The organism is Rhizobium skierniewicense (assembly GCF_014196515.1).
GTDB lineage: Bacteria > Pseudomonadota > Alphaproteobacteria > Rhizobiales > Rhizobiaceae > Agrobacterium > Agrobacterium skierniewicense.
This window is the reverse complement of the sequence record NZ_JACIDV010000015.1, coordinates 1-21,716: the sequence shown is the minus strand read 5'-3', so window position 1 is coordinate 21,716 and position 21,716 is coordinate 1. Positions and strand designations below refer to the sequence as shown.

General features: G+C 56.1%; 20 protein-coding genes and 2 pseudogenes. 9 read left to right on the top strand and 13 right to left on the bottom strand.

From position 1 onward, the window contains the following. Positions 1 to 76: 76 nt before the first annotated feature. Complete coding sequence (locus GGQ73_RS19765) at positions 77 to 367, top strand: alpha/beta fold hydrolase (protein ID WP_183897549.1); 291 nt, start codon at positions 77 to 79, stop codon at positions 365 to 367. A 237-nt stretch (positions 368 to 604) separates the two neighbouring features. Here GGQ73_RS19765 and GGQ73_RS19760 read toward each other — a convergent pair whose 3' ends face one another. The 3 genes from GGQ73_RS19760 to GGQ73_RS19750 form a co-directional block, all read right to left on the bottom strand. After that, the gene (locus GGQ73_RS19760; RefSeq protein ID WP_174155687.1) at positions 605 to 2,104 is read right to left on the bottom strand and encodes a tripartite tricarboxylate transporter permease; all 1,500 of its coding nucleotides are present in this window, start codon (positions 2,102 to 2,104) and stop codon (positions 605 to 607) included. A 39-nt stretch (positions 2,105 to 2,143) separates the two neighbouring features. After that, entirely contained in the window at positions 2,144 to 2,623 is a 480-nt protein-coding gene (locus tag GGQ73_RS19755; RefSeq protein WP_174155688.1) for a tripartite tricarboxylate transporter TctB family protein, read from the bottom strand. A 63-nt stretch (positions 2,624 to 2,686) separates the two neighbouring features. Continuing rightward, positions 2,687 to 3,667 (bottom strand): Bug family tripartite tricarboxylate transporter substrate binding protein, encoded by a 981-nt coding sequence (locus GGQ73_RS19750; RefSeq protein WP_174155689.1) that lies wholly within the window; start codon positions 3,665 to 3,667, stop codon positions 2,687 to 2,689. A gap of 239 nt (positions 3,668 to 3,906) precedes the next feature. Between GGQ73_RS19750 and GGQ73_RS19745 the strand changes: the two genes are divergently transcribed. Beyond that, complete coding sequence (locus GGQ73_RS19745) at positions 3,907 to 4,932, top strand: LacI family DNA-binding transcriptional regulator (RefSeq protein WP_183897548.1); 1,026 nt, start codon at positions 3,907 to 3,909, stop codon at positions 4,930 to 4,932. 12 nt (positions 4,933 to 4,944) lie between these two features. Here GGQ73_RS19745 and GGQ73_RS19740 read toward each other — a convergent pair whose 3' ends face one another. After that, complete coding sequence (locus GGQ73_RS19740; protein ID WP_286089341.1) at positions 4,945 to 6,117, bottom strand: L-talarate/galactarate dehydratase; 1,173 nt, start codon at positions 6,115 to 6,117, stop codon at positions 4,945 to 4,947. 46 nt (positions 6,118 to 6,163) lie between these two features. Here GGQ73_RS19740 and GGQ73_RS19735 point away from each other — a divergent pair, with 46 nt between their 5' ends. Continuing rightward, entirely contained in the window at positions 6,164 to 7,135 is a 972-nt protein-coding gene (locus GGQ73_RS19735) for a LysR family transcriptional regulator (protein ID WP_234911040.1), read from the top strand. 243 nt (positions 7,136 to 7,378) lie between these two features. On the opposite strand, the pseudogene GGQ73_RS19730 reads toward GGQ73_RS19735, so the two are convergent. The 7 genes and pseudogenes from GGQ73_RS19730 to GGQ73_RS19700 form a co-directional block, all read right to left on the bottom strand. After that, a pseudogene (locus tag GGQ73_RS19730) lies at positions 7,379 to 8,061 on the bottom strand (IS6 family transposase). 429 nt (positions 8,062 to 8,490) lie between these two features. Continuing rightward, positions 8,491 to 8,631 (bottom strand): hypothetical protein, encoded by a 141-nt coding sequence (locus GGQ73_RS19725; RefSeq protein ID WP_183897547.1) that lies wholly within the window; start codon positions 8,629 to 8,631, stop codon positions 8,491 to 8,493. Positions 8,632 to 8,650: 19 nt separating this feature from the next. Further along, complete coding sequence (locus tag GGQ73_RS19720; protein ID WP_234911039.1) at positions 8,651 to 9,703, bottom strand: cupin domain-containing protein; 1,053 nt, start codon at positions 9,701 to 9,703, stop codon at positions 8,651 to 8,653. Positions 9,704 to 9,726: 23 nt separating this feature from the next. Then, entirely contained in the window at positions 9,727 to 10,716 is a 990-nt protein-coding gene (locus GGQ73_RS19715; RefSeq protein WP_183897545.1) for a PDR/VanB family oxidoreductase, read from the bottom strand. Positions 10,717 to 10,777: 61 nt separating this feature from the next. After that, positions 10,778 to 11,827 carry an aromatic ring-hydroxylating dioxygenase subunit alpha gene (locus GGQ73_RS19710; RefSeq protein WP_183897544.1) on the bottom strand — a complete coding sequence of 350 codons (1,050 nt, stop codon included), beginning with the start codon at positions 11,825 to 11,827 and terminating at the stop codon, positions 10,778 to 10,780. Between the two features lie 169 nt (positions 11,828 to 11,996). Beyond that, complete coding sequence (locus GGQ73_RS19705; protein WP_183897543.1) at positions 11,997 to 13,229, bottom strand: 3-hydroxybenzoate 6-monooxygenase; 1,233 nt, start codon at positions 13,227 to 13,229, stop codon at positions 11,997 to 11,999. A gap of 13 nt (positions 13,230 to 13,242) precedes the next feature. Then, complete coding sequence (locus tag GGQ73_RS19700; RefSeq protein WP_183897614.1) at positions 13,243 to 13,884, bottom strand: fumarylacetoacetate hydrolase family protein; 642 nt, start codon at positions 13,882 to 13,884, stop codon at positions 13,243 to 13,245. Between GGQ73_RS19700 and GGQ73_RS19695 the strand changes: the two are divergent. After that, a pseudogene (locus GGQ73_RS19695) lies at positions 13,879 to 14,779 on the top strand (IS5 family transposase). The gene GGQ73_RS19700 and the pseudogene GGQ73_RS19695 overlap by 6 nt on opposite strands. 135 nt (positions 14,780 to 14,914) lie before the next feature. Then, positions 14,915 to 15,595, top strand: coding sequence for a permease (locus GGQ73_RS19690; RefSeq protein ID WP_234911038.1), 681 nt, complete (start codon positions 14,915 to 14,917; stop codon positions 15,593 to 15,595). Positions 15,596 to 15,860: 265 nt separating this feature from the next. Here the strand turns inward: GGQ73_RS19690 and GGQ73_RS19685 are convergent, their stop codons facing one another. Then, positions 15,861 to 16,055 carry a hypothetical protein gene (locus GGQ73_RS19685; RefSeq protein WP_183897541.1) on the bottom strand — a complete coding sequence of 65 codons (195 nt, stop codon included), beginning with the start codon at positions 16,053 to 16,055 and terminating at the stop codon, positions 15,861 to 15,863. A 55-nt stretch (positions 16,056 to 16,110) separates the two neighbouring features. Between GGQ73_RS19685 and GGQ73_RS19680 the strand changes: the two genes are divergently transcribed. The 4 genes from GGQ73_RS19680 (at position 16,111) to GGQ73_RS19665 (ending at position 21,340) form a co-directional block, all read left to right on the top strand. Next, positions 16,111 to 16,347, top strand: coding sequence for a hypothetical protein (locus GGQ73_RS19680; RefSeq protein WP_183897540.1), 237 nt, complete (start codon positions 16,111 to 16,113; stop codon positions 16,345 to 16,347). A gap of 240 nt (positions 16,348 to 16,587) precedes the next feature. After that, positions 16,588 to 17,907, top strand: coding sequence for a hypothetical protein (locus GGQ73_RS19675; RefSeq protein WP_183897539.1), 1,320 nt, complete (start codon positions 16,588 to 16,590; stop codon positions 17,905 to 17,907). After that, positions 17,904 to 18,692: a COG3904 family protein gene (locus GGQ73_RS19670; protein ID WP_183897538.1), complete on the top strand. Its 789-nt coding sequence runs from the start codon at positions 17,904 to 17,906 to the stop codon at positions 18,690 to 18,692. The genes GGQ73_RS19675 and GGQ73_RS19670 overlap by 4 nt, the downstream gene beginning before the upstream one ends. 455 nt (positions 18,693 to 19,147) lie before the next feature. Next, positions 19,148 to 21,340, top strand: coding sequence for a putative bifunctional diguanylate cyclase/phosphodiesterase (locus GGQ73_RS19665; RefSeq protein WP_183897537.1), 2,193 nt, complete (start codon positions 19,148 to 19,150; stop codon positions 21,338 to 21,340). A gap of 144 nt (positions 21,341 to 21,484) precedes the next feature. Here the strand turns inward: GGQ73_RS19665 and GGQ73_RS22840 are convergent. Further along, positions 21,485 to 21,716, bottom strand: a 232-nt coding sequence (locus GGQ73_RS22840) for a hypothetical protein (RefSeq protein ID WP_210290188.1), incomplete at its 5' end; no start/stop codon positions are given.

Genomic DNA, 21,716 nt, shown 5'->3' with positions numbered 1-21,716 from the left:
CACATACAATATCTCCGAGGTGCTTGAAGCAGAAAGGCCTCCTCAGTGGAGAAAGTTTCGACGGAAAAGCCAAGACGTGCGCAGCAGCCACGGCGGTGCCTATGACCCCGGCTACAGTTTCGACCAAAGTCATCAGCATTGTGCTGTGCACGGCGCGCCCATGGACGGCTCTTCCTGGCGGACCGTCCATGACATCCTGAAAGCGAAGGGGTTCGATGTCGCCGTGGCGCAATTACCCCTGTCGAGCCTGGAGGCCGACATTGCGGCGGCACGTCTTGTCATCTCCCGACAGGCAGGGCGTGTTGTGCTGGTCGGCCATTCCTATGGCGGTGTCGTCGCCTCCGTTGCGGGGGTGACCCGAAGGTGAGCGCGCTGGTCTACATGCAACTCTGCAACCGGACGCAGGCGAAAGCCTTGCCAGCTTAGCGGCCCTGGCACCCTACGGAAACCACATGCTGGATCACCAACGTGGTGCTTTACATGTCCGAAGTGCCCGAGTTGCAGATTCTGCCGGGTTTTTGGCTTCAGCACCGCCAATTTCGAATTGATTCACCCCGTGTAAGCCAATGGTGTCACGGTTTTAACTTCACAGCGCCACAATCGGTCATTCTGTGAAAGCCTCCTCACGTTTGCGGCGGATACTCGGCGCCAGCACAAGGGCCAGCACAAAGACGGCGAACACCAGCAATGACAGACTGAGGGGGCTACGCAAAAAGATTGACGGATCGCCCTGGCTAATCAGCATGGCGCGGCGCAGGTTCTCTTCCAGCATAGGCCCGAGGATGAATCCAAGCAAAAGCGGCGCGGGCTCGAAGCGCATCTTGGTGAGCGCGAAACCAACGATGCTGAAGCCTGCCATGACGAAGACGTCGAAGACGCTGTTGTTGATGCTGTAGGCACCGATACAGCAGAAGGCGATGATCGCCGGAAACAGCAAGTGATAGGGTACTGTCAGCATGCGCACCCAAAGCCCAATAAGAGGGAGGTTGAGGATAACCAGCATCAGATTGCCCGACCACATCGAGACGATCATGCCCCAGAACAGTTCAGGCTCGTCGGAAATCACGTTTGGTCCGGGTGTGATACCCTGGATGATCATCGCCCCCACCATCAGTGCCATGACTGGATTGCCAGGAATACCAAGTGTCAGCATCGGAATGAAGGAGGTCTGCGCTCCAGCATTGTTCGCTGATTCCGGTGCGGCAACGCCCTCTATAGCTCCCTTGCCGAATTCGGCCCGGTTCGAGGATATCCGCTTTTCCATCGCATAGGAGGCGAACGAGGCAAGCATTGCCCCGCCTCCCGGCAGTACGCCGAGGAACGAGCCAAGGGCAGTGCCGCGCAGAACAGGCGCGATGATCCGCTTCAAATCCTCTTGCGTCAGCATCAGGCCGGTCACCTTCTTGACCCCGACCGAACGCTCCTGCTCGTTTTCCAGATTGCGAAGGATTTCGCATATCCCGAATATGCCCATACTGACTGCGACGAAGTTTAAACCATCGTAGAGTTCCGGGATATCGAACACATAACGGGGTGTCCCACTTTCGACATCCGTCCCAATCGTCCCCAGCACAAGTCCGAAAACAATCATCGCAAACGCTTTTAGCAACGATCCGCTGGCAAGCGCGACCGACGCCACAAGGCCAAGGACCATCAGCGAGAAATATTCCGCAGGCCCGAAATTAAGTGCCACCGCTGCAAGTGGCGGGGCTGCGACCGCGAGCAAGATGGTTGCTACGGTTCCGGCGAAGAAAGAGCCGAGAGCCGCTGTTGCAAGCGCTGCTCCCGCTCGGCCGTTGCGCGCCATCTGGTAACCGTCGATCGCGGTGACGACGGATGAGCTCTCACCCGGCAGGTTGATAAGAATGGCTGTGGTCGAGCCTCCGTACTGGGCCCCGTAGAAGATGCCGGCCAGCATGATCAGTGCCGATTCCGGCGGCAGGCCGAAGGTGATCGGTAAAAGCATAGCGATGGTCGCAGTCGGCCCAAGACCCGGCAGAACGCCGATCGCGGTGCCCAAAAGACAACCGACAAAGCCGTAGAACAGGTTCATCGGCATGAATGCTGTCGAGGCACCCAGCCACAGGTTAGAGAAGATATCCATAAGCATTCCAATCCGGTTTCGTCGGCTGGTTGGCGAGCTTTAAGTGAGGTCGCCGATGAAGGGCACCCAAGGGCCGAAGGCGCTAACAGGAAGCGACAGAAGTTTCGTGAACACCAGCACGGAACAGACGGCCAGAAAGAGGCCGAGCAGGATCGAATGACGCCAGTTGGCATAACGGCTCGCCGACGCCACCCCGGCTATCAGCAGCACGACGGTAGGCGCGAGACCGAGACCGGACAACAGCAGTCCGAAGCCTATCGGCGCGGCGACTACCAAGCTGTACGCCTTCCAGTTCCATACCTCCGGCTCGTCGTCTTCAGCATCAACCATAAGCGACTGAACGATGATCATCGCACCGATCACCAACAGAATGAGGCTCAGCATCGCCGGGAAGTAGCCCGGACCCATCCGAAAGGAGTCTCCGACTTCCAGTTCCCGACCGAACCATAAAAATAGCAGTCCGATGCAGATCATTGTCACACCGCCAACGAAGTCGCGGCCATTTCTAATTTTCAGCATGGCAGGATACTCGCGTGTGAAAGAGGTGCCGGCCGACGACTGGTCCCCGGCCGGCAGATTACGTTATTGCAGCGGCACGCTGGCCGCCTTGATTACGTCGGCCCACTTTGCTGTTTCCTGATCAATGAAAACTTGGAATTCGGCAGACGTATTGCCAACTGGCGTCACACCCATCGCCTTGAGCTTTTCCTGCATTGCCGGCTCGGCGATGATCGCCTGCACTTCCTTGCTGAGCTTTTCGACGATTTCCGGTGGCGTGCCGGGAGGCGCGAATAGGCCGTGCCACGAAGTCGCGTCGAAGCCGGGAATAACGCTCGCCATGGTTGGCACGTCGGGCAAGAGAGCGGCCCTTTCCAGGCTGGTGACGGCCAGCGCCTTCACCTTGCCAGCCTTCACCTGCTGGGCGGCCGTGGGGATGTTGTCGAACATCATATCAACGTGTCCCGCGACGACATCGAGGATGGCCTGGCTGCTGCCCTTGTAGGGCACATGAGTGATCTTGATGTCCGCCTTGGTCGCTAGCAACTCGCCCGCCAGGTGGATCGATGTGCCCACGCCCGAGGATGCGTATGTGTGCTTACCCGGCTCCGTTTTCAGGAACGCAATCAGTTCCTCGACACTGTTGGCCTTGATCTTGTCGGGGTTGACGACCAGAACGTTCGGCAGGCTGGCGATCAGAGAAATTGGCGCGAAGCCCTTTTCCTTGTCATAAGGCAGTTTTTTGTAAAGAGTCTGGTTGATGGCATTCGAGCTCACCGTGCCCATGCCGATGGTGTAGCCATCAGGCTTGGAACGAGCAAGATCGCCAAGACCAATGTTCCCCCCAGCGCCCGGCTTGTTTTCAACAATGAAACGCTGTCCCAGCCGCTTGTCGAGTTCTTCCGCGACGAGGCGGCCGAAAGTGTCCGTATTGCCGCCAGCCGCGAACGGAACGACAACGGTTACGGTTTTGGTTGGATAGTCCTGCGCAAGGCTCGGCTGGAGGCCGGATGCACATATTACGGCCATAGCGGCCGCGAACGTCTTCAAACGTTTGAGATTCATTGTAATTCCTCCACTTTTCCGGCGTCTGGCCGGCCCGGCTAGACCACTCCCGGCATCCTCCTACCGGTAAAATGGAAGCGCTTTCATTTTATCGGTAAATCCCTCGCCTGCAACCTTGATGTGCAAAAATATTATAATGCAAATTCAATACTTTATTATTTTTATCGACATTCCGACAATCGAATCCCTTGATTACACGAAAAATGAAAGCGTAACTCATTTTAACAGGAGCGATGATCATGTCCGACTATAACAAGCGAAAGCACATCACGACCAGTGGTCCGGTAACGCTCGCTGATATCGCCAAACTAGCCGGCGTCTCGCCCGTCACGGTATCGCGCGCCATTAATACCCCGGCACTGGTCAAACCACGAACTTTGGAAGCGATTGAGAAGGTCATCGCTCGAACAGGGTATGTGCCGAACCTTCTGGCTGGCGGCCTTGCCTCCAGAAAAACCCGACTGATCGCAGCAATCGTCCCGTCTGTCGCCAGCACTATCTTTGCCGAAACCATTGAAGGCCTTAATGCCGAACTGGTCTCCGCCGGTTACCAGCTTCTACTTGGTTTATCCGGATACGATGCGGGGCGTGAACTAGAACTTACCCGCGCCATCCTTGCCCGGCGTCCCGACGGCATTATCCTGACCGGCATCACCCATCTCAAGGAAACCCGAGCCATGCTCACAGGTGCTGGCCTCCCGATCGTCGAAATTTGGGATTCAACACCCTCGCCACTCGATACCGCGGTCGGCTTTTCACACGATGGCGTCGGGGCAATGGCCGCTGAGCATCTACTCATCCGTGGCTATGATCGCTATGCACAGATCGGCGCCAACGACCCACGCGCAGTCCAACGTCGCGATGGCTTCGTCAATCGCCTCAAGGGCATTGCAAATGTAGAGCTTCCGGAGCTGGACATGAGCTCCCCGTCAACCTTCCGTGATGGACGCCTTGCGATGGCGCAACTCCTCGCTCGCGGCGAGGATACGTTGGGCGTCTTTTGCTCGTCGGATGTGGTTGCCCACGGCGCCCTTGCGGAAGCGCACGCACGAGGATGCCGCATGCCCGATAAGCTCGCCATTATCGGCTTCGGTGACTTCGATTTCGCACCCCATACACATCCGCCGCTCACTACAATACGGATCGACCGCCGCGATATCGGCACCCAGGCGGCCCGGTCTATCCTCAGGAAAATCGAAGGTGACCCAAATGTCGAAACGATGATTACCATCGACTTTCGCATCGTCGCCCGAGGGACAGCCTGACGTATCGTTCGCTCAGGATCGCGTGCCGAACTCTGCTACTCCACGCGTCCACAGTCCGGCCTGTTGCGACAGCGTGATACCCAGACCCGGCCGGTTCGGCACCAGCATCCTGCCGTCTTTGATTTCCAAACGCTCGTTGAACAAAGGATCAAGCCAATCGAAATGCTCTACCCAGGGCTCAAGCTCATAAGCGGCGGCGAGATGCAGGTGGATTTCCATCGCAAAATGCGGGGCTAGCTGCAGCTTCTTCGCTTCTGCAAGCGCACAGATCTTCAAAAACTGCGTGATGCCGCCTACGCGCGGCGCGTCTGGCTGAATGAAATCCACGGAATTGTTTTGGATAAGGGCCACATGTTCCTGGACGCTCGCCAGCATTTCACCGGTTGCAATGGGCGTATCAAGCTGGGCTGCCAGCGCAGCGTGCCCCTCGATATCGTAGGCATCCAGCGGTTCTTCTATCCACGTCAGATGATAGCGCTCCATCAGCCGACCGAAGCGCATTGCGCTTGGACGATCCCATTGCTGGTTTGCATCGACCATCATCGCCGCGCGATCGCCAATTTGCTCATGAACCGCCGCAACACGCTTGAGGTCAACATTCATGTCTGGCTGCCCGACCTTGATCTTGATGCCGCCAATGCCTGCCGCAATTGACTGCTCAACATTGTCGAGAACTTCTTCGATTGGCGATGAAAGGAACCCGCCTGATGTATTGTAGCACCGGACGCTTTCACGATGGGCTCCAAGCAGCTTAGCAAGCGGTAGACCGGCGCGTTTGGCTTTGAGATCCCAAAGCGCGACGTCGAAGGCCGCTATTGCCTGCACTGCAAGTCCGCTACGCCCGACGGACGCACCAGCCCAGCACAACTTGGTCCATAGCTTCCCAATATCGTTCGGATCTTCGCCGATGAGAACATGGGCTATTTCCTTGGCATGTTCGTACTGCCCTGGCCCGCCCGCACGCTTGGAATAGCTGAAGCCAATGCCGCTGTGGCCATCCTTGGTCTCTATCTCCGCAAACAGGAAAGCCACCTCGGTGAGCGGTTTCTGTCGCCCGGTCAAAACCTTCGCGTCGCTGATCGGCGTCTTCAGTGGCAGGTAGATCGACGAGAGCCTGATCCAGGCAATGCTGTCCGCATTCATCGCATTTTGGGATAGGTTCGTTGGTAGCTTTTGCGCGTTCATGTCTCCACCCTATTTCAGCTGTCGCCCTCCCCAGAGTGCGTTTCTCTTGACCAGTATCCGTCCGATCAATTTAAGTCCAAATCGAATATTAATGGATATCGATACAGGGATTGAATTAATGCTTGATTTGGGACAAGTCAGATCTTTCGTTACGGTCGCATCCGAACTGAATTTCAGCCGAGCGGCACGGCGTCTGAACATGACCCAGCCGCCCCTAAGCCGTCAGATCAGACTGCTCGAGCAAGAGCTGGATGTTGTACTTTTTGAGCGCACCAGTCGACGGGTCACGCTCACGGCTGCGGGACATGCCTTTCTCGTTGAAGCTCAAAAACTTCTTGCTCAGGGTGATGCAGCGAAGACCGCTGCTCGCCGCGCTGCCCGGGGCAGTGCCGGCTCAATCCGTATCGCCTTCATCGGTGCCGCGACGTACGGCTTCCTGCCGCGCTTTATCGAAGAAACTCGGGCACTTGCGCCGCAGATCGAGCTCGAGTTGGTGCAGATGGAAACGGCCGAACAGCTGCAGTCGATCAATCGTGGGGAGATCGATATGGGTCTGTCCCGCCCGCTTTCAGGCGCACATCAACTGGAAAGTCTCAGCGTTGTGCGTGAACTCATGATGTTAGCCATACCAAGAGCCCACCCGCTTGCGGCGAGGCGCAGGCCTGGACTGGACGCCTTGAACAATATGCCGATAATTATGTTCTCACCTCAAGCGCGCTATTTGCACGATAAGGTCACCGCATTGATAGCAGAACATGGCATCACGCCGCGAATCGTCCAAAGTATCACCCATTCGCAGGCCATCCTGTCTCTGGTCAGCGCCGGTCTGGGCCTTGCAATCGTGCCTGCTGCAACCCGTAACGCTTGTTTTGACAATGTCGTATTCCGCCCTCTCGACCTCCGGCACCAGTGTATCGCAGAGCTGCATGCCATCTGGTGTGCTGAGAATAGTAATCCCGCCTTACCCGAAATTCGCGACGTTATCGCGGGCTCTTCGGTCAGCGGCCTCTCCGTCTGAACAGACGCTAGCCGCGGCAATGCACAACCGTGCGTTACAACGCAGACATCGAAACTGCCTTTCTGTGGGGAACGCAAAAACAAAGCTAAGTGAAAAGGGAACGTGCTGTTCAGGTCGTCGCAGAACGGCGTACGAGAGGCGCCGCAGATAGCGACTGACCGAAAGTCCGGCGGTAACCAGAGAGGTTATGGGTTTTGTCGCACAATTTGAAAAGGCAGCTAAGACAGCTATTTCTGGACGCAGTTATGCAGCAAGTGAAGCGAATTGCTGAAATGCCGATTGGCCGTTCGCCTGAAACTGCTGCTTTCGGATCATGTGGGCCACCTTTATGCCATCCACGGTCGCTGACTCGGACCGGAAGGATTTGAAGCTCTTCATCGGACCAGTCAGCTTCTTGATGAACCGGTGGTCCTGCTCAAGCATGTTTTTGAGATATTTGACCTGCAGGATTTCGATCAGCCAGAACCATCCCGGCAACAGTAGAAGCCAGTTGATGTTTTGCAAGCCTACGAGGTTCGCGCCGCTCTTGTCGATGACGACCTTTTCTGGCCAACCGCTCTTCTTGATCGTGCGTGGGAAGAAGGCGCTGGCCGCGGCTTCATCGCGACGCTTAGACAACATGAAATCAAGGGTTTTGCCGAATTTATCGACCGCCCGATAGAAATATGTCCACTTGCCTTTGACCAGGATATAGGTCTCGTCCGTCCAACAGCAGAAATGAGTTGCAGATTTCCGGCGATGGGCCTGGCTGGCGATCAGCGACGACTATTTCAAGACCCATCTGTTCAGCGTCGCGTGGTCGACTACGACGACGCGCTCGGCGACATCTCTTCCAGGTCTCGATAGGAGACAGCATATCTGACGTCGAAAAATACCACGTATATAATCATGTCTTTCGGGTAGTGATCGCATTTGAGATCGGCCATGTTCGGGGAACTCAGCCTGCGGGCTCATCTTCCGCTAGATTTATAACATCAGTCGTCACGTTGCAAACGATCCAAACAAATTGCGACAAAGCCACATGGAAAGGGCACAGATATACAATACGTGCTTGTATTTACCATCAATGTTCAGCGGCTCGACACTCCCGATTTAGATGACGCAGAACCTGAAGTTACAGCTTTACCGAAACTTTCCTCCACTGAATTCATGCTTTTGTCACAATTTTTGATTGCATTCTCTCCAGATTTTGACAGGTAATTGATATTTTGTCCAAGCCGATTACCGGGTTCCCGTGATCGACCAGCCTTTGTCCGCCGATTTCATCCAGGCCAGCCGTGTTTTGAAGGTGAAGTCGAACCGCGACCGCCGATCAGCTGAGAACTGCACCGCAACCTATGTGGCTCAACCGAACCTCAGATCAAAAAGACGACGTCCGCGATTTTGAGAGCCAGATCGATGAACATGTTCTCTATGAGCTTTTCGATCTCCTGGAAGACCGCCGCGCGGCCGTCTTCTGGCAATGTGATGCGGGCGCCGATGTCCTCTATCGGCATCTTCGCGGCATCAACAAAGTTACCTATCCGCCTCGGTCTTATTCCCGCGCTGCTCGCGCCAAATACCTAGCTTTTCCTGTGCGCTACGATCGGAGAAAAAGAACAGGACCGCATCCTCTTCAGCCTTTAGCGTGCGCCAGCACCAGCCGGGAAGGGCCATTACATCGTTCTTCCCCAGCTTATAGACCTCCCCACGCAGCTTAACGGTAACCAAACCTTCTGCCACGATAACGGCCTGATTGTCGGTCGCACGATAGGGCGAGGTCTCAAAACCAGTGGGCAAATAGGACAGCCACGCGGCGATCATCGGCATTACCCATCCGCCATCCAGCGGGTTCGCGTAGCGCAAGCTATAGCCCTGAAATGCATCGGCGGAGACGGAGGCTTTCAGGGCCATCAATGCAGCGCGTGCGCGATCATAGGGGTAGCTGAAAACAGGAGAGGTCTTTCCGAACGGCGAGATCGGGTCCATCGGCAGCATGCCAGACCCGAATTCCGACAGGGAGTGGCCGTTCTTACGGGTAATCTGCTGCTGGTTATCGTCCAGTTCTTCTGAGAACCCGCATTCGAAAATGTTGACCAGCGGCACATCCAGCGCATCCACCCAGATGCATGGACCCTGCCCATCATGACCGTGATCATGCCAGGTGCCGCTAGGGGTGATGACGAGATCGCCATGCTTCATGTCGGCACGCTCGCCCGCCACTGTGGTGTAACCGCCATCGCTCTCCAGAATGAAGCGAAGCGCACCGGCTGCGTGTCTGTGTGCCGGTGCCGTTTCGCCCGGGAGGATCAATTGCATTCCGGCATAAAGCGTGGAATTGATCCGCGATGTGCCGGGAAAGGCCGGGTTTTCGAACACCAGAACCCGACGTTCGGCCTCTTGGGCAGTCAAGAGTGTGCCGGCCTCGAGCAGAAGAGGTCGCACCTCCTCAAAGCGCCAGATATGGGCGAGGGTGCGGTTGTTCGGTTCACGCGGCACCAGGCCTTTCATGCGCTCCCACAGAGGAACAAGTGAGCCTGGCTCTAGGCGGCTGTAGAAGTCGTGGCGCTGCTGGGTTGTTGCCGTCATCATGTATATCCTTTCTACCTGTATCAGGCGCTTCGCCCGTGGTGGATGTCGTCGATTTTGAGATGCATGTGCCCACCTCCCAGCCGCGAAACGCACGCGCAAATGCTGTCGCGTGCGGCCCGCTCATGGTCGCTGAGAAAAACGTCACGATGATCCAGTGGCCCATCGAGAGCAATGACGTGGAGCTTGCAGAGGCCGCACTCACCGCGCCGACAGTCGCTCAAGACCTCGTGGCCGCTGGCCAGGAGGGCGTCCAGCGGGCTTTCATCCTCTCCCACCTCAACACTGCGACCGCTCTCTTCCACCGTCACTCTGAAGGGTACGCTTGTTAGGCTTCCGGAATTTGCAAATGTTTCGTAGCGGAGGTTTTCAATTGGCAGTCCGCGATCCCGCCAGGCGGACTTGACCGCGTCCATCATCCCCCGAGGTCCGCACATGAAGACCAGCGTATCTGGTGCCAGTCCAGCGATCAGCTCCGGGACGTTAAGCGTTTGTCCAAGGCTGTCGAACCGCGTTTGCAGTGCGTTCCCGAGTACCTCGCGCAGTTCCGGAACAAAGGCGGCGTCCTCGGGAGCGCGAGCGCAATAGATCATACTGAGTGGCTTGCCGGTGCGCTTAAGCGCCCGCACCATGCCGGTCATCGGTGTGACGCCGATACCTCCGGCCAGGATCAGGTAGCTTTGTCCCGAGAAGGCAGGGCGCAGGACATTGCCATTGCCGGAGATGACAATCGAGTCACCTGGTGTCAGCAAACACATGTATTTCGACCCACCCTTGCTGGCGGGTTCCAGCCGCACCGCGATGGTCAGTGCGTGCGGTGCCTTGCCGTCGTCGACTACCGAGTAGGAACGAGTGATGATGCGACCACCTTTGGGCACGTCGAAGGTCACATGAGCTCCCGCTTCCATCTCCAGGACGCCCGACGGCACTTCAAAGCGGATCAGCCGGATCGCTGCTGTGATCTGCTTGGTCTCGAAGACCTTCGCTTCGATATTCAAGCTGGCTGTTCTCATGGATATTCCTCCCGATCCTTCGCTGAGAAGCTCCCTCCTCGGAACCTCGCAAGTGTTGCGTTCAGCCGACGTTGCGAGCGTCGCCGCGTTCGTGAGCGAGCATCTCGTCCACCTTGCGTCGTGCCCATGCGCCCCCCGCATCGATGTTAAGGTCATAGAAAATCTTGTCTGGGTTGGCTTCGATTGCGCGTTGTTGGGCTTCAAGGATGTCTTCGTCCTGGGCAAAGATCCTGCCTACTCCTTCCCGCCAGATTGTCGTGAGGCTGACGCTGTCGATTCGGAAGTTGCGATTGGCAGACCAGAAATAATGCGTCGTCGTCTCCGTTTCGGGGGTGATGGCAAAGGTGATCTGACCGTTCACGCCCTGCGAGCGGTCGCCCTGCGGCGCGCCGCTCCCAGCCGGAGCGACACCAACATCCAGTGAAATAGTGGAAGGGGCGGTGAAGTTGATAATCTGCCAACGATCCACCAGGCCCGGCTTACCCAGTTGCTCGGCCCAAAAGCTGGGTGCGTCTTGGTTGAGGATCCAGCGGGTCACCCGAGCGCGACCCGCGCCATGATTCACTTGGAAAGGCGCTTCTGCCACCGCATCATTTCCGATGGAACCCGCATGAACAAATGTCTCATGTGTCAGGTCCATCAGGTTGTCGATCGCGAGCAGGTAGTTCGCCTTCAGTTGCAGAGTGCGACCGTCACCGGTCCATTCCGGGTCGTCGTTCCAATGGAGATCGGGGATCAAGTTGGTATCTGCTGCGACAGGGTTACCCATCCAGACCCAGGCCAGCCTGTGTCTCTCCACCAAGGGATAGGTCCGTACACAGGCAGCGGGATTGATTGTATCCTGCGACGGCATGTGTACGCAGCGACCGCCGGGTTCAAAGACGAGACCATGATAGGGACACACGACATTGTCGCCGACAAGGTGGCCCTTGGATAGAGGGGCGAGGCGGTGCCAACAAGCGTTGTCCATTGCCACTGCCGCACCATCACGCTTGCGATAGAAAAGCAGCGACTTCGCGCAGATGGTTCGTGCCAGCATTCTCGTCTTCGTCAACTCGTGATCCCACGAGACGGCGTACCAAGCATTGAGCGGATAACTTCTTTCGGTCATTTTCGTCCTCCCTTACATCGTTCATTTTATCGGGCCAGGGAGCCACAGCGACAGCGCCGGAAAGGCAGTCAGCACATTTCGCAAGCAGATGGAAAAGCGTGCCAATCCTTGCAGTTTCATCTGTTTCTCCTCCCGGTTGGGCCTATGACCCCAGACAATCTTCCGATTTTCAGGCTGCGTTCCCGATCCAACCCTCCCCGATCGGATTCTTGCAGCCATCATCACGCCATGTCGGCGAAATGTCGTAAAGCCAGGACAGGCCCTGATAATGCCGCTCGACGGGCCATGATCTGATTTCTGCGTTGCGCATGTCGCGTGCCGCGCCGCTTGCATGGTAGATTTCGCCGTAGAGGCGGGCCTGCATCTGCACCCGTGTCGTGCGCAGGTAGCGGGCGTCACGATAGCGCAGGAATGCGCGTTCGACATTTTCGCCCTCATTCACCAGCATATCGGCAAGACAGACGGCATCTTCTATCGCCATATTCGCACCCTGTGCCAAGTACTGAAGCATGGGGTGTGCTGCGTCTCCCAACAAAGCGATCCGCCCCTTAACCCACTCACGGATCGGATCGCGGTCGTTCAGAACCCACATCCGCCAGCTTTCGATCTTTCCGAGCAGGGTGCGTACCTGCTCGCATTTGTCGGTAAAGGCGGCATGTAGCTCGGCGGGGTCGCCGTAGTCATTCCAGCCTTCCGAGAAGCGCTGCGAATGAAACACTGCGACGAGGTTGAACAATTCGCCGCCACGCAACGGATATTGCACAAGGTGCGCCTTCTCCCCGGCCCAGAGGGTCATGGTATTGGATCGCAATTCCTCGGGGACATCCGTGCTCGGTAAAACGGCACGGTAGGCGATATGTCCAGCCGGGCGTGTCTTGCTTTCACCGGCGACAATCTGCCGGGTCAGCGACCAGATCCCGTCGGCACCGATCAGCGCTGCGCCAGAGTAAGTCTCGCCCGTCTCGGTGCGAACCTCGACGCCACCTTCGTCCTGCTTGATCGACACAGCCTTGCTGTTGACATGCATGGAGACCAAAGGCGAGACAGCGCACCGGCGCAGAAAAGCCGAATGGAGATCGGCCCGGTGAATGACCGCATAGGGAAAGCCGAAAAGCCGGCGAAAATCCTCGCCAGCCGGGATACTGGCGATAATCTCTGCGGTTACGCTGTCGCGCATCATCAGGTGATCGGGAAAGGCGGAGATGGCATTGACATCCTCAACCATTTCGAGACGCTGAAACATCTTGTAACTGTTCGGCCCCAGCTGGATGCCAGCGCCGATTTCGGCAAATTGCGGGGCCTGCTCCAGGACAGTTACCCTCTTTCCAATTCTCGACAAAGAGTAGGCAGCAGCCAGGCCACCGATGCCGCCGCCGATGATGATGAAATCTTGCTTTTGCATGGTTTGCCTCTTCTCACGCGACATCGATGGTGATGCTGCCGACGCCGTCGATCCCCGCGACAATTCGGTCTCCCCGTTCTACGGGCCCCACGCCCTCAGGCGTTCCGGTGAAGATCAGGTCTCCCGGATGAAGCGTGTAGAAGCTGGATGCGAATTCGATCAGTTCGGACACACTGAGAACGAGGTCACGGGTATTTGCCTTCTGTCGCGTCAGCCCATTGACTGTTAATTCGAAATCCAAGCAGGCAGGATCGGGGAGTTCGTCGGCGGTCACGAGCCACGGACCCAGGACCGAATAGGTATCGAGGGACTTGCGGAAACTGCGATCTTCCGGGCCACGCACTGTCATGTCGAGCGCGACCGCATAGCCGGCAACATAATCGAGAGCTTCGGCAGCGGGAACGTTCTTGGCGATGCGTCCGATCACCACGGCCAGCTCGATCTCATGATCATTGCGACGCTCGGGCTTTCCGATAACGACGCGATCCGATGGGCCGATCAAAGAAGAACTCGCCTTTAAGAAGAGGCCGATATCACGGATCTGGCGCATATGCGCCTCATTGCCGTGATGCAGATCGACCTGGTCACGCACCTCATTGAGATGCTTCTGGTAATTGACAGGAGCCGAGTGTGGGCAAAAAAGAGTTGAGTGAATTCGGTCCGTTCTAAATCCTTCGGATTTGCTTGGGACTCATGGGCGACCGACAGGGGCTGGAAGGATTTCACCCGTCACCAATACGTCCGATGGACGGAGTGTTATGCACGTGATCTGACGGGCAGAGAGTGATCGCTGATCACTCTATTGATGCCGACGCCACGCAGGCTCCAGCCGACTGCGCAAGCTAGAATTGCGCGAAGCTCTGAATGCACTGCTTTATATCGCCACGGCTAAGTGCCAATGATGAATGTCGCCGGAGGTTTTTCCACTTCTTCGACCGTACTGGGGTATTTCGATGGATGGCGGGCGAGTGGCTTGTGGCTGCGGATCAGCCCTCATCTCTTTATGGAGGCGTGACAGCTGGAAGGAAAGAAAGCCTCAACGACGGCAGGCGTGATAGACAGTTAGAGCGTTGAAATGACTGAATGCGGGGGATTGCGGGCTATAATGCGGGTGAGACCACAAACTGCGTTTGCGCTGAGATCAAAGGCCGCAAGCGCACTATCGTTATCGATACGCTTGGCCCCATGGTGGGGCTGATTGGTCACGGTGCTGAGATTCAAGACCCCGACGGTGCAACAGCAGCTCTCAAAACCGTCGTCAGACGTTGGCCGCGGCTCCGGCAAATCTTTGCCGATGGCGGTTACGTCGGGCCGAAGCTCCTGGTCACATTGTGCAGTGTCGCGGCGTTCACGTTGAAGCGCGTCAAGCGAACAGATGAGGTAAAAGGCTTTGCAGTGCGGCCGCGTCATTGGGTCGTGGAGAGCGCGCATTCGCCGGGCTTCGTTGATGCAGGCGGCTGACCAAGGATTGGGAGACACCAGTTGCCTCCGCTGAAGCGTGGGTTCTCTTCGTCCATATCCGCATGCTCACCCGAAAGCTAACAGGCTAAAACGTTTATTGATTTCTTTTCGATTCTTTCTCTGAGAAAAGATAAAGTTCGGCATGACAACGTGACGCTGCTGGCCGCGGTTGATATGAAAAGACGCGTCGCAGGCGATTTTGGAGGGGACTGGCGTTGGACTTCATGAAACTGCTGAAGTCTCTCGAAGAATTGCTGTACGAGCTGGTTTCATGGCTTTTGTTTTATCCGTTGACCATGTGGCGATCAGTTGTCAGGCCCCTCGGCATGATGCGCTACGCGGACAACGAACTGGCTGATCAAACGGAAGATCAGTACGAGGACACCCTAAGTCCGCCATTGTTCCTTTTGATTACCCTTCTCCTTTCACAAGGCCTCTCAGGGGCTCTTCCTTCAGATTACGATCCAACTACCGCTGCGGCCGAACTCGGCTCCGGTTCCAACCTGCTCATTGCCAGAGGGGTGATCTTCGGGATTTACCCGCTCTGTATGGCGGTGACGCTTTTGCGATCCAAGAAGGTGAGGATCACGCGTGACACGCTGCGCGCACCCTTCTTCAGCCAGTGTTATGTGGCCGCGCCCTTCGCATTCGTTCTCGTTCTTGGGGTTGATTTTTTCAGCATGCCGCATCGGCAAGCCTTTAGTGCGGGCCTTTTTACCGTGTCCGTTGCCACTATTTGGTATGCGCAGGCACAAGTTCGCTGGTTCATGCGAGACTTGGGTATCGGATTCGGGAAGGCAACCGGTATATTCATGATTGCGCTGTTTACCGCTACCTTTTCAGCATTAACGCTCGCGATCATGATAAGCCTCGATGCCAAGAACATCGCTTCAGGAACGGGTTGAGGTGCCATCCGATTCCATTTCAGGGCCGGGGGGCGATCGGAAAGATGCGACGATGGTTTTTTCAGGAAGTTGACAAACGTCCGCAACGCCGGGGACTGATTACGGCGGCTCGGCAACCAGGGGGTAGCGGCAAAGCGTTCGCATCAAATTAGAAAACGGAGATTTGCGTAAGGCGACGGCTGGCAGGCTACGGCGCAGCCATCGATGCTGGAATGAGGCGACCACAATCTGGCGAACCCAGAACGTAGGCTCGCCGCAGAGATGGTCATGCAATCCGCCATGTCCCTGACGACCCACTCGTGAACATAGGCGTCGATAGTGGCTGGTGCTGAAGAGCCGCAATGGCCGGAACGAAGTGGTTGGTCTGGCTGTGGAAGCTCGCCAATCCCGATAAGAATGCAAACAGAGGCTTTTGATCACCACTGCCATAGCCGAACGTATGGACATCCTGATCCAACATTTCCACGTCCTGCCGCTCGATACCCAGAACGCACCGCATCATCTGGAGCTAAGACTTGGCCGCCAACCATAACAAGGTCAATGTCGACGGCAATATCTGGTGCGGCTGGGGCAGCAACGGTGCGCCCTGTACCGAGCCCGAAGACCTCAACGGCTTCAAGATGCACAATTCGCAAGGCAAGGCCATCGGCTTCAACCGTCCAATGGAGTGGTGCACGAACCTCTTTTTCGGCGGCGCCAAGACGGACCGCCTTTATTGGCCTCGTCGCCACTCGGTTTACCCGCCTTTGTAACAATACGCGGCACCGTATGATCGTGAGCATTTCGATATCAACTGAAGGGTGAAGCAAGATTCCGGTCCGCGCGTCTTTCCTTTCGAACCCGAAAACCTGTAGCTGGGCTGTTTTCACGCAGGGATAACCAAAAGTTGACCCTGCATGGTGCACTGCGGAAGCCACCTATCTCAGCAGCCTTGAATTCGCCGAATTTTAAGTCAGTGTACAAGGAATACATTCCTTTTCCGGAGATCGGCCATGGCGCTTGGCGCATCGCATCGCTTGCAGGAAAGCCTGACGGCGGTCGAAACGATGACACGTTTCGCCCTTGCCGTTCTCGCACTCGCTTCCGGCGTCTACACCTATCTGGGCGTGCGCAGCATTCTGGATGGCTCGCCAACGGCTGTCTTTTTTGCCGCCATCATATACTCTGCTTCAGTATCCGTCGGCATCTACGCCTTCTGGTCCTACATGGCGCGGTTTTATCCGCACGTCACCAGTCGTTCCAGCCGCACTGCCTTGCTGGCGGTGATGGCTGCTGGCTGCGTGATGATCCTGGCCATGTCGAGCTGGCTGAATGCTGCCGCGCTCGCAGGATCGGCGGCACTAGAGCAGCATCTGGCGGAAACGGTCGAGGATTACACGGAAGATCTGGATCAGGCGCACCAGAATGCGCTGGCAGCACAGAGCCTGTTGCCGGACATTCAACGCGCCAAGGAGCGCTTCACCCAGCTTGCGGCATCCGAACGACAGTCCGGCGCGCTGACCGGCACCACCGGTTCCGGCAGCGTCGTTTCGCTGCTATCGCAGATGTCGTCGCAACTGAACGAGCTGGAAAACGGCATCAATGCCTCGCGTGAGCAGGTTACCAGCCTGTTCAACGAAGGTCAGAAACGACTCGAGACCATGCGTGGTCTGGTCTCGGCACCTGGCGTCGTCGAACCACGCGCAGACAAATTCTCGTCTGAAGTCGTGGCCCTGACCGGCGTCATTACCTCGCTGGGGCAAACCTCGATCGCCCCCTCCATCCGCCGTGCGGCTGACGATCTTTCGCTCGGCTTCATCGCTCCGATCCCCGATGGCGGCGAACAGGATCTGATCACCCGTCAGGACCGCGTGATGGAAACCATCCGCGCTTCAGTTGCTGCGCAGTCCAAGGTGCTGTCCGACGCCGCCGATGAAATTCTCTCGCGCGCTCCCGTCGCCGAGCGGCGTTTCGTGCCGCTATCGTCAGCGGAAGCCGTCTTGCGTTATGCTTCCGACTTCATTCCCGCATGGGCAGGGGCTATTTCCATCGACCTGTTGCCAGGTGTCATGGTGTTCATTCTGGCGATTGTAAATGGTGCCATCCGCAGGCAGGAGGAGACCATGCCATTTGCTGAACGGATTACCGTGGCGGAACTGATGCAGGCACTGGCGATGCAGAAGGCTGTAGCGGCCGAAACCCTCTCTGCCAGCGAAGTGCAGGCTACAGAAGAGACCATTGCGGAAGCTGAAAACAGCATGGACGAGACGGAGGCCAATAACATCACCAGTCTCGGTCTCAACAAAACGCCGCGCAAAGGCCCGGCGACATGAAACCGACATCCGCGCTCAAGGCTTTGATCAGCGTAGACGACGGCGTGTTGATGCGCGGCGCCTTCTACGTGCTGCTCGTGGCAGCGGCTGCCTTTCTGGTGGTCGATATCCGTGAGATCAGTACGGCTGAAGCGGCGAGACCGGGTCTTGAAACATTGCCGGATGTGCCGACCTTTCTCCCGCCGACGACCGCTCCAGGAGCGCCTGGCGCACCGCCAGTCCAACCCTCGAGCCCGGAGGAAGTCTTGCGCAAGCCGATGACATTCAATCTCGTCTCCGGGGGCGTGCTCGTTGCCGAAGGCACCATCGACCCCGGCGCAGCTGGCCGTTTTGCCAGCGAGGTCGAGGCCCGGGGAGAGTATATCAAATTGGTCTCTTTGGACTCACCGGGAGGTTCGGTCGACGACGCCATCGCGATGTCAAAGCTGATCCGGGAGAGAAAGATCGCCACGAAGGTTGCGAAAAAGGCACTCTGCGCCTCCTCCTGCCCGATCGTCTTTGCCGGTGGCGTGACACGATCGGCGGAAAAAGATGCCGTGGTGGGCGTCCATCAGGTGTTCAATGGCGGCATCGATCGTCCGTCACCGGACCAAGCGATGTCCAGTGCTCAGGCAATCACCGCGCGCGTCTCGCGACATCTCGATGAAATGGGTATCGGCGCCGGTTTGTGGATCCATGCGCTGGAGACCCCGCCCAACCAGCTCTATTATCTGACGCCCGCAGAAATGGTGAAATATCGGCTGACGACAGACGCAATCCCTGTAGTTGGAACAAGCGCTGGCTGATGAAGCAAGGTGCAGCCGCCCGGCATTCAGCCTTTCTCCTCTTAAAAGCCATTGTCACGTCCGACTTCCGCAAAAGGGGTAGGATCGGCAGACCATCCATTTTGAGGGTTTCGTCGATCTCGCTGCTGCCATGATCTGGCTACGCTCCATGTCGATCCGACCTAGTCAAGGTCTCAGATAGAATGTCCTCTCAAAAGTCTTTGAAAATATCATCGGACACTGCGACGGTTACGATGAACGAATAGCTTAGATTTTGGGTGACCGAGGAGGGTCGCCCATCTCTATTTCCACTGCTATCACTTCTTACTTCAGCAGGACCCAACTTAAATTTTTAAGATTTATAAAGGCTAATTGCATGGTTTGACGTGTTGGCCGGAATTCCCGTCATAGAATCATTATGCTTTAAGCTTTTTCGCGTTTGCTCATTCGTAATATAAATGCAGCGAGCGATTGTCATGAGCCTTTACCCGATTCCCAACGATGACGAAAAACGAATCGAGGTACTGGATAGCTTCGCGCTGATGGATACGGCACCTGAACGGGAATACGACCACATTATACAAATGGCGTCTCGGATTTTTGATGTCCCAACCGTTCTGATTTCTTTGGTACATCGTGATCGGCAATTTTTTAAAGCTCGTATCGGCCTGGATGTGTGCGAAACTGGACGAGATGTTTCGTTTTGCACCTACGCAATGATGGAATCCAGAGTCTTTGTTATCCCGGATGCATCTAAAGACGTGCGCTTCCGATCAAATGCGCTGGTCACCGGATATCCGAATATTCGCTTCTATGCTGGTGCGCCGCTTATAAGCTCTGGTGGGCATGCACTTGGAAGCTTATGCTTGATCGATCCGAAACCGAGGAAGACATTTTCGGAGCGTGACCAGCGTACACTTCAGGATCTTGCAGCGATGGTCCTCGAAAGAATGGAGGTGCGGCGGTTAGAACGGGATATCGAGAATAGCCGTAACAAATTCATCAACGTTACATCTACATCTCCAGACGCTATCATCTGCGCGAACGGCAAAAACCAGATCACGTCATGGAATGCATCGGCCGAAGGAATTTTCGGTTATTCTAAAGAAGAAGCGCTAGGTAAGCCCCTCGACATTATTGTGCCGGACGCAATGCGCGCCAGACATTGCGCTGGTCTCGACAGGGTGGTGACCGGCGCCCATCCGAGGATCATAGGGACATCCGTTAATTTGACGGCTAAACGTCGTGACGGCTCCGACGTTCCCATCCAGCTTTCCCTATCGCAGTGGAATGAAGCGGGTGAACCCCAGTTCGGTGCAATTATTCGCGATATGACGAGCCGCATGGAAGCAATGGAGCAATTAAAACATGCTGCTGAATTCGATCATCTTACCGGCCTCGCAAATAGATCAAGTTTGAAGCAACGAATTCGAGAGGCCTGTGACAACCAAGCGCATTTCGCGATTCTCCTCATAGATCTGGACGGTTTCAAGGACGTAAACGACACACTAGGACACTCTGCAGGCGACTCTGTTCTCAAGATCATAGCTCACCGTCTTCGTGAAAGCGTTCCTTCCCACCACATGGCAGCCCGGCTGGGCGGGGACGAGTTTGTCATCGTGATGTCTGAAACGGCGGATCCTATAAAAACCAGTGAGTTTGCTTCGAAACTCATCTCTGTTATCGAGGAACCTATCGAATTCGACAACGAGTCCATTCACATCGGGGCCAGTATCGGTATTGCGCTTAAATCGGGCCCGGAAGATGACAGTGAGCGGATGCTCGGGAACGCAGATTTGGCGCTGTATCAGGCGAAGGCAGACGGTCGCCACCTCGTGCGCATATTTACTCCTGAGCTTCGCCAAACGGCCTTGAAGAAGGGAGCCATGAGCTCCTCGATCCGTCAAGCCTGGGAAAATCGCGAATTTGAGCTGTATTACCAGCCTCAGATCAAACTCAGCGATGGCAGCCTATCCGGGGCAGAGGCGCTGATAAGGTGGAACCATCCACAGCTTGGCGTCGTCTCGCCTGCCGCTTTTTTGCCTGCACTAGAGGCAAGCCTTCTTGCTGTTCCCGTGGGCGAGTGGATAGTACGCACGGCGTGTGCGCAGGCAGCGCAATGGCGACAGGCCGGTTACGAAAATTTCAGGATCGGCGTCAATTTGTTCGCTGCCCAGTTCAGGGCGCGGGATTTTGCGAAATCCGTCGAGACAGCACTTGCGGAAAGCTATTTACCGCCGACGGCGCTGGAATTAGAGATAACGGAAAATATCATCCTGAAAAACGAACAACGCATCATGCAGCCCCTTCATCATCTTCGCTCACGCGGCGTGGGCATTGCTTTCGATGACTTTGGAACCGGTTTCGCGTCGCTCAGCCTTTTGAAGGACTATCCTGTCAGCCGCCTGAAGATCGATCGATCCTTTGTCAGTGGCGGTGAGCGTAATAAGAAAGATGAGGCGATCATTGAAGCAGTTACCCGACTGGCGGCAGGATTTGACCTTGAAGTCATTGCTGAAGGCATTGAGACTGTCGAACAGGAACACCTGATGCAGCACTATGCGTGCGATGAAGGGCAGGGCTATCTCTACGGTCGCCCTGTGAAAGCGAGTGACTTCGCACGTCTTCATTTGACAACTGCTACAAACCTTATTTCGACAGGAGTTTGAAGTTAACGTGGTCAAACCACTGATGGGCTTGTGGTGCTCAGAAATTCAGAAGGGTTGAGGGAACGATCGCAGCGCTTGAGGCGAAATTAACCCTTGGCACCCATTAGTCTGCGCCGTTGATTAGGCCTTAGGCCCAATCGACATTTAGGGTTCCCAAATCATTCGATCGCTGATTCGTAGAGCGTGGTGTTTGTCACGGAGCATGTTGATGGCAACGAAGCGATATGAGTTGAAGGGCGAGCGTCCGGCGAAAGCATCTTTCGGGTGTCGAGAGATGGAATCTAGTTGTTCAGTCCCGGCATTTGATGGATCGGATTTAGGATGAAACGATTTGGCTCGATTGTCCATCGTTTGCAGATGAACTCGTATGGCGTGA

What these genes read in the sequence shown, in the direction of transcription:
- GGQ73_RS19760 (WP_174155687.1), bottom strand. Translation starts at nt 2,104, where the DNA reads ATGGATATCTTCTCTAACCTGTGGCTGGGTGCCTCGACAGCATTCATG.
- GGQ73_RS19755 (WP_174155688.1), bottom strand. Translation starts at nt 2,623, where the DNA reads ATGCTGAAAATTAGAAATGGCCGCGACTTCGTTGGCGGTGTGACAATG.
- GGQ73_RS19750 (WP_174155689.1), bottom strand. Translation starts at nt 3,667, where the DNA reads ATGAATCTCAAACGTTTGAAGACGTTCGCGGCCGCTATGGCCGTAATA.
- GGQ73_RS19745 (WP_183897548.1), top strand. Translation starts at nt 3,907, where the DNA reads ATGTCCGACTATAACAAGCGAAAGCACATCACGACCAGTGGTCCGGTA.
- GGQ73_RS19740 (WP_286089341.1), bottom strand. Translation starts at nt 6,117, where the DNA reads ATGAACGCGCAAAAGCTACCAACGAACCTATCCCAAAATGCGATGAAT.
- GGQ73_RS19725 (WP_183897547.1), bottom strand. Translation starts at nt 8,631, where the DNA reads ATGCCGATAGAGGACATCGGCGCCCGCATCACATTGCCAGAAGACGGC.
- GGQ73_RS19720 (WP_234911039.1), bottom strand. Translation starts at nt 9,703, where the DNA reads ATGACGGCAACAACCCAGCAGCGCCACGACTTCTACAGCCGCCTAGAG.
- GGQ73_RS19715 (WP_183897545.1), bottom strand. Translation starts at nt 10,716, where the DNA reads ATGAGAACAGCCAGCTTGAATATCGAAGCGAAGGTCTTCGAGACCAAG.
- GGQ73_RS19710 (WP_183897544.1), bottom strand. Translation starts at nt 11,827, where the DNA reads ATGACCGAAAGAAGTTATCCGCTCAATGCTTGGTACGCCGTCTCGTGG.
- GGQ73_RS19705 (WP_183897543.1), bottom strand. Translation starts at nt 13,229, where the DNA reads ATGCAAAAGCAAGATTTCATCATCATCGGCGGCGGCATCGGTGGCCTG.
- GGQ73_RS19690 (WP_234911038.1), top strand. Translation starts at nt 14,915, where the DNA reads ATGAAACTGCTGAAGTCTCTCGAAGAATTGCTGTACGAGCTGGTTTCA.
- GGQ73_RS19685 (WP_183897541.1), bottom strand. Translation starts at nt 16,055, where the DNA reads ATGTTGGATCAGGATGTCCATACGTTCGGCTATGGCAGTGGTGATCAA.
- GGQ73_RS19675 (WP_183897539.1), top strand. Translation starts at nt 16,588, where the DNA reads ATGGCGCTTGGCGCATCGCATCGCTTGCAGGAAAGCCTGACGGCGGTC.
- GGQ73_RS19670 (WP_183897538.1), top strand. Translation starts at nt 17,904, where the DNA reads ATGAAACCGACATCCGCGCTCAAGGCTTTGATCAGCGTAGACGACGGC.
- GGQ73_RS19665 (WP_183897537.1), top strand. Translation starts at nt 19,148, where the DNA reads ATGAGCCTTTACCCGATTCCCAACGATGACGAAAAACGAATCGAGGTA.